Annotated in this window: 6 protein-coding genes, 2 tRNA genes and 3 rRNA genes; all 11 read right to left on the bottom strand. The window is 60.8% G+C overall.

All coding sequences use genetic code 11. From position 1 onward, the window contains the following. Nucleotides 1–14 precede the first annotated feature (14 nt). The 11 genes from recD to pssA all read right to left on the bottom strand — a co-directional run bounded on the left by recD (nt 15) and on the right by pssA (nt 17,964). Nucleotides 15–2,090, bottom strand: a complete 2,076-nt coding sequence (gene recD / locus HU760_RS04495; RefSeq protein WP_186675332.1) for an exodeoxyribonuclease V subunit alpha — start codon at nt 2,088–2,090, stop codon at nt 15–17. Further along, entirely contained in the window at nt 2,087–5,764 is a 3,678-nt protein-coding gene (gene recB / locus HU760_RS04490) for an exodeoxyribonuclease V subunit beta (RefSeq protein WP_186675334.1), read from the bottom strand. Before recB ends, recD begins: the two co-directional genes overlap by 4 nt. Further along, on the bottom strand, nt 5,761–9,243 hold the full coding sequence (gene recC / locus HU760_RS04485; RefSeq protein WP_186675336.1) for an exodeoxyribonuclease V subunit gamma: 3,483 nt from the start codon (nt 9,241–9,243) through the stop codon (nt 5,761–5,763). The genes recB and recC overlap by 4 nt, the downstream gene beginning before the upstream one ends. Before the next feature lie 177 nt (nt 9,244–9,420). Continuing rightward, nucleotides 9,421–9,536, bottom strand: a 5S ribosomal RNA gene (gene rrf / locus HU760_RS04480). 134 nt (nt 9,537–9,670) lie between these two features. Then, a 23S ribosomal RNA gene (locus HU760_RS04475) occupies nt 9,671–12,562 on the bottom strand. Between the two features lie 233 nt (nt 12,563–12,795). Then, a tRNA-Ala gene (locus tag HU760_RS04470) sits at nt 12,796–12,871 on the bottom strand. 6 nt (nt 12,872–12,877) lie between these two features. Then, nucleotides 12,878–12,954: transfer RNA gene (locus HU760_RS04465), tRNA-Ile, on the bottom strand. A 77-nt stretch (nt 12,955–13,031) separates the two neighbouring features. Beyond that, nucleotides 13,032–14,568 (bottom strand): 16S ribosomal RNA (locus HU760_RS04460). The 16S, 23S and 5S rRNA genes sit together here with 2 tRNA genes alongside, the layout of an rRNA operon. 840 nt (nt 14,569–15,408) lie before the next feature. Then, nucleotides 15,409–16,020 (bottom strand): protein-methionine-sulfoxide reductase heme-binding subunit MsrQ, encoded by a 612-nt coding sequence (msrQ, locus tag HU760_RS04455; RefSeq protein ID WP_186672943.1) that lies wholly within the window; start codon nt 16,018–16,020, stop codon nt 15,409–15,411. Then, a complete protein-coding gene (msrP, locus tag HU760_RS04450) occupies nt 16,020–17,033 on the bottom strand; it encodes a protein-methionine-sulfoxide reductase catalytic subunit MsrP (protein ID WP_186672940.1) in 1,014 nt (337 codons plus the stop codon). The genes msrQ and msrP overlap by 1 nt, the downstream gene beginning before the upstream one ends. A 79-nt stretch (nt 17,034–17,112) precedes the next feature. After that, nucleotides 17,113–17,964, bottom strand: a complete 852-nt coding sequence (pssA, locus tag HU760_RS04445; RefSeq protein ID WP_170032690.1) for a CDP-diacylglycerol--serine O-phosphatidyltransferase — start codon at nt 17,962–17,964, stop codon at nt 17,113–17,115. Between the last annotated feature and the right edge of the window lie 143 nt (nt 17,965–18,107).

Below are 18,107 nucleotides of genomic sequence, written 5' to 3'. Positions count from 1 at the left end.
CGGGTTTGCTGGCCCTACACCTGTTCCAGCATCAACCCGGAAATACGCCGCACCTTGCGTGCCACTGCTTCTTCGAAAATGCCCTGGCGGGGTTCGACCAGGCTGAAGCAGTGCTTGGCACGCGTGATGCCGGTGTATACCAGCTCCTTGGTCAGCACCGGGTTCAACGCATCCGGTAGCACCAGGGCGGTATGACCGAACTCCGAGCCCTGCGACTTGTGCACGGTCATGGCGAATACCGTTTCCACCTCGTTCAACCGGCTGGGCAGGACGAAGCGCACCCCGCCACTGCCGTCGTTACGCGGGAAGGCCACGCGCAGCAGGGGCTCGCCGCGCTCGTCGGGCAGGCGCAGCGCAATACCAATGTCACCGTTCATCAGGCCCAGGCCGTAATCGTTGCGCGTCACCAGCACCGGGCGTCCTTCGTACCAGGGCTGCTGGCTGTCGATCAGCCCGGCATTGTGCAGCACCCGCGCCACCCGCTCGTTTAGGCCTTCGACACCCCAGGCCCCACGGCGTACCGCACACAGCAGCTGGAAGTCCTCGAAGCTGTGCAGCACTTTGCCTGCCCATTGCTCCCATGCCGGGTCATCAAAGGCGGTATCGAGCGCCGGGCGGAAGCGGCCAAGGGTGCGCAGGTAGCTGCGGTAACCCTGCGGGCCATCGCTGCCGCGGTTGAGGCCGTCGAGCAGCAGGCGATCGAAAGCACGGTCCTGCTCCTGCTTCAGGGCCAGGCTGTGCACGTCGGCCGGCGGCATGGCCAGCAGGTTACGCGCCGCGTGCGCCTCCTGGCGGTTGACCAGCCGGGCCAGCTGGCCAATGCCGCTGCCCTCGCCGAAACGCCGCGAGAAGCGCAACATCACCACCTGCTGGGCCAGCGGGTGGCGCTGCTCGTCACCGGTCTTGAGGCCGCTACCGGCCAGCGACTCGCCACCGGCCTGTTCCAGCCATGCCTGGGTCGCCAGCGAGTAACAGCCGTCTTCGGCATCGCGGCACAGGTCACCCAGCACTGCCCCGGCCTCGACCGAGGCCAGTTGGTCCTTGTCGCCCAGCAGCACCAGGCGCGCCCGTGGCGGCAGGGCATCGAGCAGGTTGGCCATCATCTCCAAGTCGATCATCGAGGCTTCGTCGACCACCAGCACGTCCAACGGCAACGGGTTGCCGGCATGGTGGCGGAAGTGTCGCGAGCCTGGCCGGCTGCCCAGCAGGCGGTGCACGGTGCTGACCTCGGTAGGGATCTGCCCGCGCACCTCGGCGCTGACCTGCAGGCGCTCGACTTGCTGGCCGATGGATTCGGTCAGGCGCGCAGCCGCCTTGCCGGTCGGCGCGGCCAGGCGAATGCGCAGTGGCCTGCCCTGCTCCACCGCCGGCGCCTGCAGCAAGGCCAACAGGCGTACCACTGTGGTCGTCTTGCCGGTACCGGGGCCGCCGGTGATGACGCTGAAGCCGGCGCGGGTGGCCAGGGCGCAAGCGAGTTTCTGCCAGTCGACCTGGGCCGCTGGTGCTCCCCCGTCGAACAGCTGCGCCAGGCGGGCCGGCAGGTCGGCCGGTGCTGCTTCGGCCTGGGCCAGGCGCTGGCGCAGGATATGGTCGATGCGCCGCTCGTAACTCCAGTAGCGGCGCAGGTACAGGCGCTCGCCGCTGAGCACCAGTGGCCGCGCTTGCTGCCCCGGTGCATCCCCGGCAGCCACCAGCGCGCTGGCGGCAATCCGTTGGCGCCAGGCATGCAGGTCGAGGTTGGCCAACAACTGCGAGGGCAGCAGCAAGGGACCGGTCAGGGCATCGCCTTCGGGCGGCAACGACAGGGCGAAGTCGGGCTCTGCCAGGGTTTGCTGCAGGTCGAGGCAGACATGGCCGTGGCCCAATTGGTGGCTGGCCAGGGCAGCGGCCAGCAACAGCAAGGGATCGCTGCCGGGGGCGCGCTCTTCCAGGAACGACACGAACGCGCGATCCAGGGCCCGCAACCAGCCGCGCTCCACCCAACGGTCCAGCAGTTGCAGCAGGTCAGCGCTGTCGTGCTGTGGCTTCAGGGCCAGCAAGTGCTCGGCATGCAGCGGGGTGGGCAACAGATCGACGAGGCTTCGGCTCATATCACAGCTCCGGCAAACAGGTCCTGCTGCATGGGCGGGTGCTCGCCGCGGAACAGCGCATCGAGGCTTTCGATCAGTTCACGCGGCGGCTTGGTGTGGTACACGCCGTGGCCGCTGCTGCTGGCACCACGCAGGAAGATGAACAGGGCGCCGCCGACATGGCGATCGTAGTCATAATCGGGCAGACGCGCGCGCAGCTGGCGATGCAGGGCCAGCACGTACAACACGTACTGCAGGTCGTAACGGTGTTCGAGAATGGCCTTTTCCATGGCCAGGCCATCGTAGGCCTGGATATCCGGGCCCAACCAGTTGGACTTGTAATCGGCCACGTAGTAGCGCCCGTCCAGCTCGAACGCCAGATCGATGAAGCCCTTGAACATGCCATTGAGCAAGGTCGGTTGCGCCGCCGGGCGCGCCAGGCCGGGGTGGGTATGGCGAGCCACCAGGCGGTCGAGCTGTTCGGCATCGACCTGACGGCTGGCGAACCAGAACTCCATTTCGACCTGGTAATGGCACAACTGCCCCAGGGTCACGCTCAGGCCTTTGCCCGACAGTGGCAATGCCTCGCCCAGCAGGCGTTGCAGCCATTGGCTGAGGGTGGTGATCCAGCCAGTCCAGTCACGCCGGTTGCAGCGCTGGCCAACGGTTTGCTGGATCAACTGCGGGTTGCCACTCACCTGGCTGAAGCCCTCGCGCCCCGCCCACTCCAGCAAGCCGTGGAGGAAGGTGCCGGGGTTTGGCCCACGCGGGAAGCGGTGGATATCGCCGCTGTCGGCCGGGACTTCGCGCAATACCTGCGCATCGACCCTTTCATCGTCGAACAACTGCTGCGCCTGCGAACTGTCGGCACCGAGCGACTGCTCGCCGATGCGCAGGGCGCTGTACGAGGCGATCCACCAGTGCTCGGCCGCCGCACGGCGCGGCTTGCGTGCCGGCAGCAGCTCCCGCGCAGCATGCGGCATGCGATACAGCTGCTGATCTGCCTGCGGCAGGCCTGGGCAACTGATGTGCGGGCTGGTTGCCGCCAAGGCCTGCAACCAGCCCCCCAGTTGCTCCGAGCCCGGCAAGGCGAGGCCGCCACCGAGCAGGTAGCCGAACGCCGAACGATGCAACTGCGAGCTTTTCTGATTACCGCGCTTGAGGTCGGCAACCCCCAGCCAGCAGGCATGCTGTGCGCGGGTCAGGGCCACGTAGAGCAGGCGCAGGTCCTCGGCCAGGCGCTCGTCATCGGCGCGCTCGATCTGTTCGGGGTCCGGCGTGAGGGTGAGATGGGCGTTACCCAGGCTGTCATGCCAGGCCAGCGGCAGGCGGCTGCCGTCGACCGGCTTGCTGGTGCAGATGAACGGCAGGTAGACCAGCGGGTATTCCAGGCCCTTGGACTTGTGAATGGTTACCACCTTGACCAACTGCTCGTCGCTCTCCAGGCGCAGGATCTGCTCCTCGCCGGCCTGGCCGGAACTGGCCAGATGCTCGGCCAGATGCCGAATCAGCGCCTGTTCGCCGTCCAGTTCGCCAGCGGCCTGCTGCAGCAGCTCGGCCAGGTGCAGCAGGTTGGTCAGCACTCGCTCGCCATCACTGCGGCGGATCAGCATGCGCGGCAGCTGGAAATCATGCAGCAGGTGCCGCAGCATGGGCAGCACGCCCTGGCGCTGCCAGATATCGCGGTAGCGGCGAAAACGCATGACCCAGTCTTCCCAGACGCGCTCGTCCTGGTTCAGCCGGTCCAGCGCCGCCAACGACAAATTGAGGGTCAGGCTGGCCAGGGCGGCCTTGAGCAAGCGCTCCGAGTCGGGTTCGGCACAGGCCTTCAGCCAGGCCAGCAGGTCGTGCGCTTCCTGGGCGGCGAATACCGAGTCCTTGTCGGACAGGTAGACACTGCGCACCTCGCGCGCGGCCAGCTCGGCACGGATCATTTGCGCTTCGTGCCCATCACGGACCAGGATGGCGATGTCGGAGGGCAGGCATGGGCGCAATTCGCCCTCGGCATTGCGGAAGCCTGCGCTGCCCTGCTGGCCGCCATGGAGCAAGGCGACGATATGGCTGGCGCAACTGGCGGCCAGTTGCTGGCGGTAGAGGCTGCCGGAGACCGGCTCCTTGCTTTCCAGCTGCCAGCATTGCAGGGCTGCACAGGGTTCACCGTCGATCAGCAATTGCTCGCCCCGGCCTTTGGCACGAACCTCGACGAACGGCAGCGGGTTGTCATCGGCCTCGCGGAACAGGAACGCCCCGCGCCCGGCTTCACGCGCCTCGGCCTGCAGGAACAGCTGGTTGACCGCCGCAACCATGGCCTTGCTGGAGCGGTAGTTGGTGTCCAGGCTGTGCAGGCGGCCGCTGGTGGCACGGCGCGCAGCAAGGTAGGTGTAGATGTCGGCACCACGGAAGGCGTAGATCGCCTGCTTGGGGTCGCCGATCATGAACAGCCCGGTCTGCTCGCGGTTCTCGCTGATCCGGTAGATACGTTCGAAAATGCCGTACTGGACCGGGTCGGTGTCCTGGAACTCGTCGATCAGGGCGACCGGGAACTGTTCGCGGATCAGCCCGGCCAGGCGCTCGCCGGCCTCGCTGGCCAAGGCGTGTTGCAGGCGCATGAGCATATCGTCGAAGCCCATTTCCGCACGCCGACGTTTTTCAACTTCGAAACGTGCCGATACCCAGCTGGCGGCGTGCTCGAGCAACGGCGCTTCCGGGCTGTCCAGGGCCTGCAATTGTTGCTGCAGGGCCTGCATGGCATCGAGTGCCGGATGATCGGGTGGCTCACCGGACTTCCACGCGTCAGCCATGCCCGCCGGCGTCAGGCGGCTGAAGCCGCTGCCCAGCTCCAGCTCGACCAGTTGTTCGTCCGCAGCCCAGGCGCACAGCTTGTCGCACCAGGGATCAAAATACTGTGCGCGCATCTTGCGGCCATCGACCTGCTTGGCGGCCACCGCAGCATGGCAGAGCTGCCGCAGCTCCTCGGCCCATTGCGCCCACGGCGCCTTGAGCCGGACCAACTGCTCGCCACGCCGCTGCAGCGACGCCTGGATCAACGCCGCCGGTTCCAGCCCTTGCGGTGAGAGGTGCACCCGGCCGAACAGCGGGCGGATGCGCGGCAGCAAGGCGTCGGGGCTGCCCCAGTGGTTGCGCACCCAGGCCAGCGCATCGCCTTGCATGCCATAGCAGAAGCGCCGCCAGTAATCGCGCACCACTTGTGCCAGCAAGTCACTGTGGTCGGTTTCCAGGGTCTGGGTGAACAGGCTGCCGCTGTCGAAGGCATGCTCGCGCAGCATGCGTTGGCACCAGCCGTGGATGGTCGACACGGCGGCCTCGTCCATCCATTGCACGGCGATTTCCAGGCGCCCGGCGCAGCGCGGCCAGGCCTCTTCCGGGTAGTCATCACGCAGTTGATGCAACAGCGGATCAGCGGCGTGCAGTTCACCGCGGAAGAACCGCGCGGCTTCCGCCAGGCGGGCGCGGATGCGCTCGCGCAGCTCTTTGGTCGCGGCGTCAGTGAAGGTCACCACCAGGATCTGCGGGGGCAGCAGTTCGCGATCGAAGCCCTGCGCGCCGCCGTGGCCGAGGATCAGGCGCAGGTACAGCGCCGAAATGGTGAAGGTCTTGCCCGTGCCGGCGCTGGCCTCGATCAGCTGGCTGCCATGCAGGGGAAAACTCAGTGCCAGGGGACGGTCCTGGATCATGCGCCGTTCTCCGGGTTGCCCAGGGTCTGCCAAGGGGCGTCGAACAAGGGGCGGTACAGCGTTTCGCACCAGCCTTCAAAGGTCTCATCAGCCGTGAGCGCAGCAAAGTCGCGGAACTGGCGGGCCAGGGCGACGCTTTCACTGCGCTCGCCGAAGCTGGTACGCCCGTCGCCTTCGTAGGCGCGGGCTGCGGCGGCCAGGGCTTTGTCGCTGTCGTCCTGGGCCAGCCAGGCGAACGCGGTCTTGGCCGCGACCGGCAACGGTGAGTTCATCGCCGCCTGACGGGCTACCAGCAAGTCACCCAGCAGTTGTGCCGCCTGCGCCTGCGGCAATGGCGCAAGCAGCAGGGTCAGGTCACTGGCCACCAGTGCGCTGTGATAGGGATAGCCCGCCGCGCACGCTGCCAAGTGGGTGATCCAGGGCACGATCAGGCGGTGCCACTTGAGGGCATTGCGCCCCGCACTGATGGTGTTGGGCACGGTCGTGATGCTGAGCAGGCTCTGGTCGGCCGCCTGGAACACCCGGCCCAGCCAGCCTTCGAGACGATGCTGGCCATGTTCGAAATGCACCGGCAACGCACCTTCGACCAGTCGCGGCCAGCGTTGCAACAACTGCCGGTGGCGTTGCAGCAGGTCTGGCAGCGGCTCGATCAGCTCGCGCTGTAGCAACTCGCCAAACCCCGCCAGGGGCAGCAGGCCACAGGCCTGCAGGCGTCGGGCCTGTATCTGCAGGGCCTGTTCGGCATTGTCCGGCTCGGCCAACGCTGCACCGAGCAGGCTTTCACTGGCACCGTAGCGCTGCAGGGCGTCCAGAACGAAAGGCTCTTCGTCCGGGGTCGGTGCCTCCAGGGCTTCGAAGTACACCTTCAGGCGCTGGCTGAAGAAGTGCCGCACCGGGTGGCGCAGAAAGTCCCCGAGCTGGGTCAGGCTCAGGGCATCGTCTTGCTGATAGGGTGGCAGGCCGGGGTCGCCCTGCTCGTCATCCTGACCCTGCTGGTGCAGCACCTGCCATTCATGGGCAAAGCTGAACAGCGGGCTGCCTTGCTGGAAGTAGCGCGGGCTGAACGGCTGCAATGGATGTTCCTGGGTAAGCGCATGCAGCAGTTGCTCCCCCGGGTCGGCTGGCTGCCCCTGCTGGGCATCTGCCAGAAGCCAGCCAGCCGCAAGGTGGTCACGCAGTTGGCCGATCAGTACCGAGGCCGGGCGTTCGCTGTTGTCGCGGATGCTACGCCCGACCCAGCTGACATAAAGCTGGTCGCGTGCCGACAATAGCGCCTCCAGCAGCAGGTAGCGGTCATCCTCGCGGCGCGAACGGTCACCCGGGCGGTAGTCACTGGCCATCAGGTCGAAGTCCAGCGGTTGCTGGGCACGGGGGTAGTCGCCATCGTTCATGCCCAGCAGGCAGACCACCCGGAACGGGATGGCGCGCATCGGCATCAGGGTGCAGAAGTTCACGGAGCCGGCAAGGAAGCGCTGGGACAACTTGCCTTGGTCAAGGCCCGACAGCCAGGCTTCGCGTACGACGGTCAACGGCAACGGGTCTTGCAGGCCAACGGCCTCGCAGACTGCAAGCCAGCTGTCGCGCAGATCCTGCAATTGCATCAGCAGAAACTCGTCACGCTCGCCCTCGGCCAGGAAGAATACCTGCAACAAGGCATGCAGGCGCTCACCCCACTGGCTGACCGTGGCAGGTTCGGACAAGGCCTGGCAGGCCACGTCGAGGGCCTCGAGCAAGGCGGCCAGCGGGCCAATCAGTGCCGCATCCAGCCCGCCGATTTCATCGTAGGGTTCGATGCCGTCACAGGCTTCTCCCACACCCACTGCGTAACCCAACAGCATCCGCCGCAGGCCGAACCGCCAGCTGTTCTGTTCCAGGCCTGCAGGCAAACCCAGGCTGGCCCGTTGCTCGGCATCGAGGCCCCAGCGGATGCCGGCGCCCTCGATCCAGCGGTGCAGCGTGGGCAGGTCGCTTTCGCGGATACCGAAACGGGCGCGGACTGCCGGCACGTCCAGCAAGTCGAGCACTTCACTGACCGCAAAGCGGCTGTCCGGCAGCTTGAGCAGGTGTTCGAGCGCAATCAGCAAAGGCTCACGGCCGCGCTGGCCCTGGTCGGTCAGGGTGAACGGGATGTAGCGCGGGTCGTTGCGCTGCAACTGGCCGAATACAGCGCGAATGTGCGGCGCGTAGGTGTCGATGGCCGGCAGCATGACGATGACGTCACGAGGGCGCAGGGTAGGGTCGGCACTGAACCGGGCCAGCAACTGGTCATGGAGTATTTCCACTTCACGTTGCGGGCTGTGGGCAATGTGGAAGCGGATCGAGCGATCCTGCATTGGGTCGACTGCCGGCCACAGTTCGCGGGTTTCGGCGAGCGGGCGCAGTTCGAGGATGTCATCCTGCAACTGGTTGAGCAGCGTGGCGGGCGAGCCGTCGCTGAACAGGTCGATACGGCCATCGCTGAACACGCCTTGGTAACTGGCAGGGTCATCGTAACTGTCGAGCAGGTTGATGTAGTCGCGGCCTTGCTTGCCCCAGGCGGCCAGCAGGGGGTGGGCATGTTGATGCAGCGACTGGTCGTCCAGTTGCAGGGGCATGCCTTGCTTGCGCTGCTGGCGCTTGTACTGATGCCGCAGCAGGTCCTTGTCGGCAACGATATCGGCCCAGTGGTGGCGACATGGATTGTGCACGCACAGCAACACTTGACTGAAGCGTGCCAGGCCGGCCAGTGCTTCCAGGGCCTGGGCCGGCAACGAGGAAATGCCGAACACGATGACCCGGGGCGGCAGCCCTGGCGGTGCCTGTTCCAGGCTGTTGATGCGTTCGATGAAACGCTGATGTACTCCGGCACGGCTCTGTGCCATGCCCTGCTCGCCGACATCTTCCAGCAATGCACGCCATAACTCGGCCTGCCAGCGGTTCCCCGGGGGCAGCGGTTTACGCTCGCCACGGGCAGTGTTGAGGATGTGCTCACCGGCAGCCCAGTCCTTGAGCCAGTCAGCGCGGTAGACCTGGTACTGGTCGAACAGGTCGGCCAGGCGCTCGGCGAGCTGATAGCGCTTGCGCAGGTCGCTGTCGTCGGTCAGGAAGCGCCGCAACGGCTCGAAATGCGGGCGCTCGATCAAGGCCGGAAGCAGGCGCATCAGGCGCCAGGTCAGTGGCGCCTTGTCGAGCAGGGAAACTTCGGGAATTTCGTCACGCCCCAGCACCCGCCGGTACAGCTGCCACATGAAGCTGCCTGGTAGTTGCACATCGATTGCGGCAGCGATGCCGCAGCCGCCAAGGTCATCTTCCAGTGGATCTTCAGCCAGGGCCAGTTTGAGCCATTGGGCGATGCCATTGCTTTGCACCAGGGCGATTTCGTTTTCCAGCGGTGCCAGGGGATAGCGACGCATCCAGCTCACCACCAGGCTGCGCAGGTCATCGAGGCGGTTGCCATGGACGATCATGAAGCCGGGATGAAGGTGGGTGGTGCTGGGCATCGACAGGTCTCTGCAAGGCGCTGGTGGCTGAGGGGGAACGATATCACGCGAACAGTGTAGAACGGCCTTGCGTCGCGATCGGCAGCGCAGCGGGCGCAAACCAGGCGGCGCGAATATTTGCCGGCGCAAAGACAAAACCCCTACCTGCATGCGCAGATAGGGGTTTTGCGAAATGAATCTTGACGATGACCTACTCTCACATGGGGAAGCCCCACACTACCATCGGCGATGCATCGTTTCACTGCTGAGTTCGGGATGGGATCAGGTGGTTCCAATGCTCTATGGTCGTCAAGAAATTCTGTTGCCAGAAGGTCCTGGTAGACACTCCAGCGAATCCGGATATGTGATGTTCGTGGTTCGTTGCGAACTTTCGGTTTGTATCATCTTCACCACCGCAATCTGCGTCAGCAAATTGCTTGGGTGTTATATGGTCAAGCCTCACGGGCAATTAGTATTGGTTAGCTCAACGCCTCACAGCGCTTACACACCCAACCTATCAACGTCGTAGTCTTCGACGGCCCTTCAGGGAACTCAAGGTTCCAGTGAGATCTCATCTTGAGGCAAGTTTCCCGCTTAGATGCTTTCAGCGGTTATCTCTTCCGAACATAGCTACCCGGCAATGCCACTGGCGTGACAACCGGAACACCAGAGGTTCGTCCACTCCGGTCCTCTCGTACTAGGAGCAGCCCCTCTCAAATCTCAAACGTCCACGGCAGATAGGGACCGAACTGTCTCACGACGTTCTAAACCCAGCTCGCGTACCACTTTAAATGGCGAACAGCCATACCCTTGGGACCGGCTTCAGCCCCAGGATGTGATGAGCCGACATCGAGGTGCCAAACACCGCCGTCGATATGAACTCTTGGGCGGTATCAGCCTGTTATCCCCGGAGTACCTTTTATCCGTTGAGCGATGGCCCTTCCATACAGAACCACCGGATCACTAAGACCTACTTTCGTACCTGCTCGACGTGTTTGTCTCGCAGTCAAGCGCGCTTTTGCCTTTATACTCTACGACCGATTTCCGACCGGTCTGAGCGCACCTTCGTACTCCTCCGTTACTCTTTGGGAGGAGACCGCCCCAGTCAAACTACCCACCATACACTGTCCTCGATCCGGATAACGGACCTGAGTTAGAACCTCAAAGTTGCCAGGGTGGTATTTCAAGGATGGCTCCATGAGAACTGGCGTCCCCACTTCAAAGCCTCCCACCTATCCTACACAAGCAAATTCAAAGTCCAGTGCAAAGCTATAGTAAAGGTTCACGGGGTCTTTCCGTCTAGCCGCGGATACACTGCATCTTCACAGCGATTTCAATTTCACTGAGTCTCGGGTGGAGACAGCGCCGCCATCGTTACGCCATTCGTGCAGGTCGGAACTTACCCGACAAGGAATTTCGCTACCTTAGGACCGTTATAGTTACGGCCGCCGTTTACCGGGGCTTCGATCAAGAGCTTCGCTTGCGCTAACCCCATCAATTAACCTTCCGGCACCGGGCAGGCGTCACACCCTATACGTCCACTTTCGTGTTTGCAGAGTGCTGTGTTTTTAATAAACAGTCGCAGCGGCCTGGTATCTTCGACCGGCATGGGCTTACGGAGCAAGTCCTTCACCCTCGCCGGCGCACCTTCTCCCGAAGTTACGGTGCCATTTTGCCTAGTTCCTTCACCCGAGTTCTCTCAAGCGCCTTGGTATTCTCTACCTAACCACCTGTGTCGGTTTGGGGTACGGTTCCCAGTTATCTGAAGCTTAGGAGCTTTTCTTGGAAGCATGGTATCAACCACTTCGTCGCCTGAAGGCAACTCGTCATCAGCTCTCGGCCTTGAAATCCCGGATTTGCCTAAGATTTCAGCCTACCACCTTAAACCTGGACAACCAACGCCAGGCTGGCCTAACCTTCTCCGTCCCTCCATCGCAATAACTGGAAGTACAGGAATATTAACCTGTTTTCCATCGACTACGCTTTTCAGCCTCGCCTTAGGGACCGACTAACCCTGCGTCGATTAACGTTGCGCAGGAAACCTTGGTCTTTCGGCGTGCGAGTTTTTCACTCGCATTGTCGTTACTCATGTCAGCATTCGCACTTCTGATACCTCCAGCAAGCTTCTCAACTCACCTTCACAGGCTTACAGAACGCTCCTCTACCGCGTCATCGAAGATGACACCCGTAGCTTCGGTGCATGGTTTGAGCCCCGTTACATCTTCCGCGCAGGCCGACTCGACTAGTGAGCTATTACGCTTTCTTTAAAGGGTGGCTGCTTCTAAGCCAACCTCCTAGCTGTCTAAGCCTTCCCACATCGTTTCCCACTTAACCATGACTTTGGGACCTTAGCTGACGGTCTGGGTTGTTTCCCTTTTCACGACGGACGTTAGCACCCGCCGTGTGTCTCCCATGCTCGGCACTTCCAGGTATTCGGAGTTTGCATCGGTTTGGTAAGTCGGGATGACCCCCTAGCCGAAACAGTGCTCTACCCCCTGGAGTGATACATGAGGCGCTACCTAAATAGCTTTCGAGGAGAACCAGCTATCTCCGAGCTTGATTAGCCTTTCACTCCGATCCACAGGTCATCCGCTAACTTTTCAACGGTAGTCGGTTCGGTCCTCCAGTCAGTGTTACCTAACCTTCAACCTGCCCATGGATAGATCGCCCGGTTTCGGGTCTATACCCAGCGACTAAACGCCCTATTAAGACTCGCTTTCGCTACGCCTCCCCTATTCGGTTAAGCTCGCCACTGAATATAAGTCGCTGACCCATTATACAAAAGGTACGCAGTCACCTAACAAAGTAGGCTCCCACTGCTTGTACGCATACGGTTTCAGGTTCTATTTCACTCCCCTCTCCGGGGTTCTTTTCGCCTTTCCCTCACGGTACTGGTTCACTATCGGTCAGTCAGTAGTATTTAGCCTTGGAGGATGGTCCCCCCATGTTCAGACAAAGTTTCTCGTGCTCCGTCCTACTCGATTTCATTGACAAGAGATTTTCGTGTACGGGGCTATCACCCACTATGGCCGCACTTTCCAGAGCGTTCCACTAATCTCAAATCAACTTAAGGGCTGGTCCCCGTTCGCTCGCCACTACTAAGGGAATCTCGGTTGATTTCTTTTCCTCAGGGTACTTAGATGTTTCAGTTCCCCTGGTTCGCCTCTTGCACCTATGTATTCAGTGCAAGATACTCAGCTTGTGCTGAGTGGGTTCCCCCATTCAGAGATCTCTGGATCACAGTCTGTTTGCCGACTCCCCAAAGCTTATCGCAGGCTACCACGTCTTTCATCGCCTCTGACTGCCAAGGCATCCACCGTATGCGCTTCTTCACTTGACCATATAACCCCAAGCAATCTGGTTATACTGTGAAGACGACATTCGCCGAAAATTCGCATGTTGCTCTTTCGAGCAGAACTCACAAATTTTACCTTAGCCTGATTAACCAGCAGTGAAACTGGTCATCAGTCTATATCTATCACATATCCGAATTTTTAAAGAACGATCTGACAAAAGTCAGAAATCAACATTCGAGGCGAATGCTCATTTCTGAGTTTGATCAAGTAAAGCAAGTGGTGGAGCCAAGCGGGATCGAACCGCTGACCTCCTGCGTGCAAGGCAGGCGCTCTCCCAGCTGAGCTATGGCCCCGCATATTGGTAGGTCTGGGCAGATTTGAACTGCCGACCTCACCCTTATCAGGGGTGCGCTCTAACCAACTGAGCTACAGACCTATATAGGGTCTTGATCGTCTTCAACCATGAATCAAGCAATTCGTGTGGGAGCTCATCAGCAGGCTGATGTCGTCGATTAAGGAGGTGATCCAGCCGCAGGTTCCCCTACGGCTACCTTGTTACGACTTCACCCCAGTCATGAATCACACCGTGGTAACCGTCCCCCCGAAGGTTAGACTAGCTACTTCTGGTGCAACCCACTCCCATGGTGTGACGGGCGGTGTGTACAAGGCCCGGGAACGTATTCACCGCGACATTCTGATTCGCGATTACTAGCGATTCCGACTTCACGCAGTCGAGTTGCAGACTGCGATCCGGACTACGATCGGTTTTGTGAGATTAGCTCCACCTCGCGGCTTGGCAACCCTCTGTACCGACCATTGTAGCACGTGTGTAGCCCAGGCCGTAAGGGCCATGATGACTTGACGTCATCCCCACCTTCCTCCGGTTTGTCACCGGCAGTCTCCTTAGAGTGCCCACCATGACGTGCTGGTAACTAAGGACAAGGGTTGCGCTCGTTACGGGACTTAACCCAACATCTCACGACACGAGCTGACGACAGCCATGCAGCACCTGTGTCAGAGTTCCCGAAGGCACCAATCCATCTCTGGAAAGTTCTCTGCATGTCAAGGCCTGGTAAGGTTCTTCGCGTTGCTTCGAATTAAACCACATGCTCCACCGCTTGTGCGGGCCCCCGTCAATTCATTTGAGTTTTAACCTTGCGGCCGTACTCCCCAGGCGGTCAACTTAATGCGTTAGCTGCGCCACTAAAATCTCAAGGATTCCAACGGCTAGTTGACATCGTTTACGGCGTGGACTACCAGGGTATCTAATCCTGTTTGCTCCCCACGCTTTCGCACCTCAGTGTCAGTATCAGTCCAGGTGGTCGCCTTCGCCACTGGTGTTCCTTCCTATATCTACGCATTTCACCGCTACACAGGAAATTCCACCACCCTCTACCGTACTCTAGCTCGCCAGTTTTGGATGCAGTTCCCAGGTTGAGCCCGGGGCTTTCACATCCAACTTAACGAACCACCTACGCGCGCTTTACGCCCAGTAATTCCGATTAACGCTTGCACCCTCTGTATTACCGCGGCTGCTGGCACAGAGTTAGCCGGTGCTTATTCTGTCGGTAACGTCAAAACAGCAAGGTATTAGCTTACTGCCCTTCCTCCCAACTTAAAGTGCTTTACAATCCGAAGACCTTCTTCACACACGCGGCATGGCTGGATCAGGCTTTCGCCCATTGTCCAATATTCCCCACTGCTGCCTCCCGTAGGAGTCTGGACCGTGTCTCAGTTCCAGTGTGACTGATCATCCTCTCAGACCAGTTACGGATCGTCGCCTTGGTGAGCCATTACCTCACCAACTAGCTAATCCGACCTAGGCTCATCTGATAGCGTGAGGTCCGAAGATCCCCCACTTTCTCCCGTAGGACGTATGCGGTATTAGCGTTCCTTTCGAAACGTTGTCCCCCACTACCAGGCAGATTCCTAGGCATTACTCACCCGTCCGCCGCTGAATCAAGGAGCAAGCTCCCGTCATCCGCTCGACTTGCATGTGTTAGGCCTGCCGCCAGCGTTCAATCTGAGCCATGATCAAACTCTTCAGTTCAATACTGCTTGGGTTTTTAAGAAACCCTAAACTTGGCTCAGCAATCTCAAATGACTATGTGATTTCTCGCATGGCCACTTGTGATGCTGATAATCTTTGTGACTATCAGTCCGTACTCACAAGCACCCACACGAATTGCTTGATTCGATTTGTTAAAGAGCGTTTGGTTAAGAGCGTTTCGCCTCAACCGAGGCGCGCATTCTACGCTTTCCTCATTTGCTGTCAAGCGTTTATTTTGAAGTTTTTTGCGAGAAACTCGTTTAGCTTCAAACACTTGACTCACTGCGATCTCTCGTAGCGGGAGGCGAATCATACAGCGTTTTGAAACGCTGTCAACCTTCATCTCGACCGCTGCCGATCATTCGATCGTAGCCCTTTCAGCTTCTTCTACACTACTTAACTCATTGATGAACAAGGAGTTTTTCGTTCCGATGTCGCTGGAAGTGGGGCGCATTATAAGGAGATTCGGAGAGGGGTCAAGGGTTAATTTCAAGAAATTGAAATGTACGCGAAAAAGACCGTATCACGGCTGCCAAGTGCTCGCCGCGACGCATTCAGCGCCTGTGAGATCGAGCGCCGCCCGCGCGGCGCATCGCGGATGAAATCCGCTCCTACATTTGTTGCAACGTGCCGAACCTGTGAGGCCATGGTTGCCAGCCCTGGCGCATGACTTGAGCCTTGCAAACCCGCTGACAACCATGGCCTCACAGGCGTGGCCACGTTGCAACAAATGTAGGAGCGGATTTCATCCACGATGCGCCGCGCGGGCGGCGCTCGATTTTGTAGGCGCTGCAAGGGTTGTGGCGGGCACTTCTGAAAACCAACCCAGCTCCCCAATCCTCAAACCGCCCTGCCCTGCCTCCGGACAATCCTGGGCAACACCCGCGAAACCACAGGCACCCGTAACACCATCAACACAACACCAATAAACGCATAGATCGCCCACTCCCGCAGATCCGACCGAACGATCCACAGGAAATGCAGCAACCCCAAGCCAAGCACGCCATACACCAACCTGTGCAGCTTCTTCCACCGCGCACCCATTCGCCGCTGGCTATACCGGTTCGAGGTCACCGCCAGGGCCAGCAACCCGAGGAACCCCAGCGCACCCACGATAATGTAGGGCCGTTTGCGCAACTCCACTGCCAATTGCCCCCAATCCAGCCCGAGGATAAAGAACAGATACGCCAGGATATGCAGCACGATATAGGCAAACACCCACAACCCCAGCTGTCGGCGCACAACGACCCAGCCCGGCCAGCCCGTCAGCTTCTGCAGCGGTGTCATGCTCAAGGTGACCAGGAGGAAGGTCAGCGCCCCAAGCCCGAGGCGGTCCATCATGATCTTGCCAGGGTCCGGCCCCAGCAGATTCTGCGCGGCCTCATACACCCACCACGCCGGGAACAGGCACCCCACGATGAAGATGGCCAGACGAAACCAGGGATAACGCATCAATAGTTCTTCCGCAGATCGAGCCCGGTATACAGCGACGCCACGTCATCGGCATAGCCATTGAACATCTGGGTTTCCCGCACATTGGGGCTGAACAGCCCGCTGGGCAGCCGCCGCTCACGCGCCTGGCTCCAGCGTGGGTGGTCGACCGTCGGGTTCACATTGGCGTAGAAGCCGTACTCGTCCGGCGCCAGGCCTTGCCAGGTAGTACCAGGCTGCTCGGCCACCAGGCTGATGCGCACGATCGACTTGATACTCTTGAAACCGTACTTCCACGGTATTACCAGGCGCAACGGCGCGCCATTCTGGCTGGGCAGTTCGCGGCCATACATGCCGACCGCCAGGATCGCCAGGGGGTGCATCGCCTCATCCAGGCGCAAGCCTTCCCTGTAGGGCCAGTCGATCAAGGCGAAGCCCGAACGCTGCCCGGGCATGTGCTCCGGATCCTTCAAGGTCTCGAAGCGAACATAGCGTGCCCTGGAAGTCGGCTCGACCTGCTTGAGTACCTGCGCCAACGGAAAGCCCAGCCATGGAATGACCATCGACCACGCTTCCACGCAACGCAGCCGGTAGATGCACTCCTCAAGCTGATACGGCTTGACGAAGTCTTCCAGCGCATAACGCCCGGGCTTGGCCACTTCGCCATCGACCACAACGCTCCACGGTTCGGTTTTCAGGCTGTCGCCATTGGCCGCCGGGTCGCCCTTGTCTGGCCCGAACTCATAGAAGTTGTTGTAATGGGTCGCATCCTTGAACGGCGTGATCGCCTCGTCCTTGACCGTTACCGCCTGCCACTGTGTAGCAGCAAGCTTGTCGGCAAACCAGGCGGGCGCACGCCCCGCCTGTACATCGGCATAACGCGAAACCTCGGCCGCGCCTGCCTTGCCTGGCAGCGCCCCCAGGGCCAGAGTCGCCAGGGAACCGCCCAGCAGGGCACGCCGGGAAAGATAGATGCTTTCGGGGGTGATCTCCGATGCCTTGCACTCGGAAGACCTGGATAGCTTGATGAGCATGGGCGGCTCCATAGCACTGGATAGCGGATGTACCAGTAAGACTATGGAGCCGGAGGGTTATTCCAACATTAACGGGCTGTCACGCTTTACGCCGACGCCCCTTCAGCAGGAACTGGATCGGCCCCGAAGCCGCATAGGCGAGGAAGATCAGCAGCAGGATGCGCGGCGGGTCGCTGAACACCACGGCAAACACCAGCACCACGGCCAGGATCGCCACAAACGGTACGCGGCCCTTGAGGTCCAGCTCCTTGAAGCTGTTGTACTTGATGTTGCTGACCATCAGCATGCCGGCGGCAGCCACCAGCAGCGCCACCAGGAACGACAGCTTGGAACCCTGGATGCCGTAGTCGCTGAACGCCCATACGGTACCCGCCACCACGCCCGCAGCGGCCGGGCTGGCCAGGCCGATGAAATAGCGCTTGTCGGCAGTACCCACCTGGGTATTGAAACGTGCCAGGCGCAACGCCGCGCCGGCCACATAGATGAAGGCGACCATCCAGCCGACCTTGCCCATGTCGCCCAGCGCCCAACCGAAGGCAAGCAAAGCCGGGGCCACACCAAAGGCGACCATGTCCGACAGCGAGTCGTACTCGGCACCGAAGGCGCTCTGGGTATTGGTCATGCGCGCGACACGGCCATCAAGGCCATCGAGCACCATGGCCACGAAGATGGCAATGGCAGCGAAGGCAAAGTACTTGCTTGCCTCGCGCGGGTCACCGGCACTCAGGGCGCTCTGTGCGCTCATCGAGCTGATGATGGAATAGAAACCGGCAAACAGGTTGGCGGTGGTAAACAGGTTGGGCAGCAGATAGATGCCACGGTGGCGCACCTTGCGCCCTTCGGCATCATGCCCTTCTTCAACGTGCTCATCGACAGGTAGCAGGCTTTCGGCGTCGGAGGGCTTGTTCGGCTCTTCGGGACGTTCGCTCATGGAGGGTACCTTGCAACAGGATGGAAAATGTTCGACACGGGCCCGCAAGACAGGTTCTAACGGCGGGCCACTGGTCTGCTTTATACCAGAAGCCAGCTGTCAGAACGAAAAAACGCGGCCGAAGCCGCGTTTTTCATCTTTCG

Origin of the sequence: Pseudomonas oryzicola (assembly GCF_014269185.2) — a bacterium.
Taxonomy (GTDB): domain Bacteria; phylum Pseudomonadota; class Gammaproteobacteria; order Pseudomonadales; family Pseudomonadaceae; genus Aquipseudomonas; species Aquipseudomonas oryzicola.
This window is presented reverse-complemented; position numbering and strand designations above follow the sequence as displayed.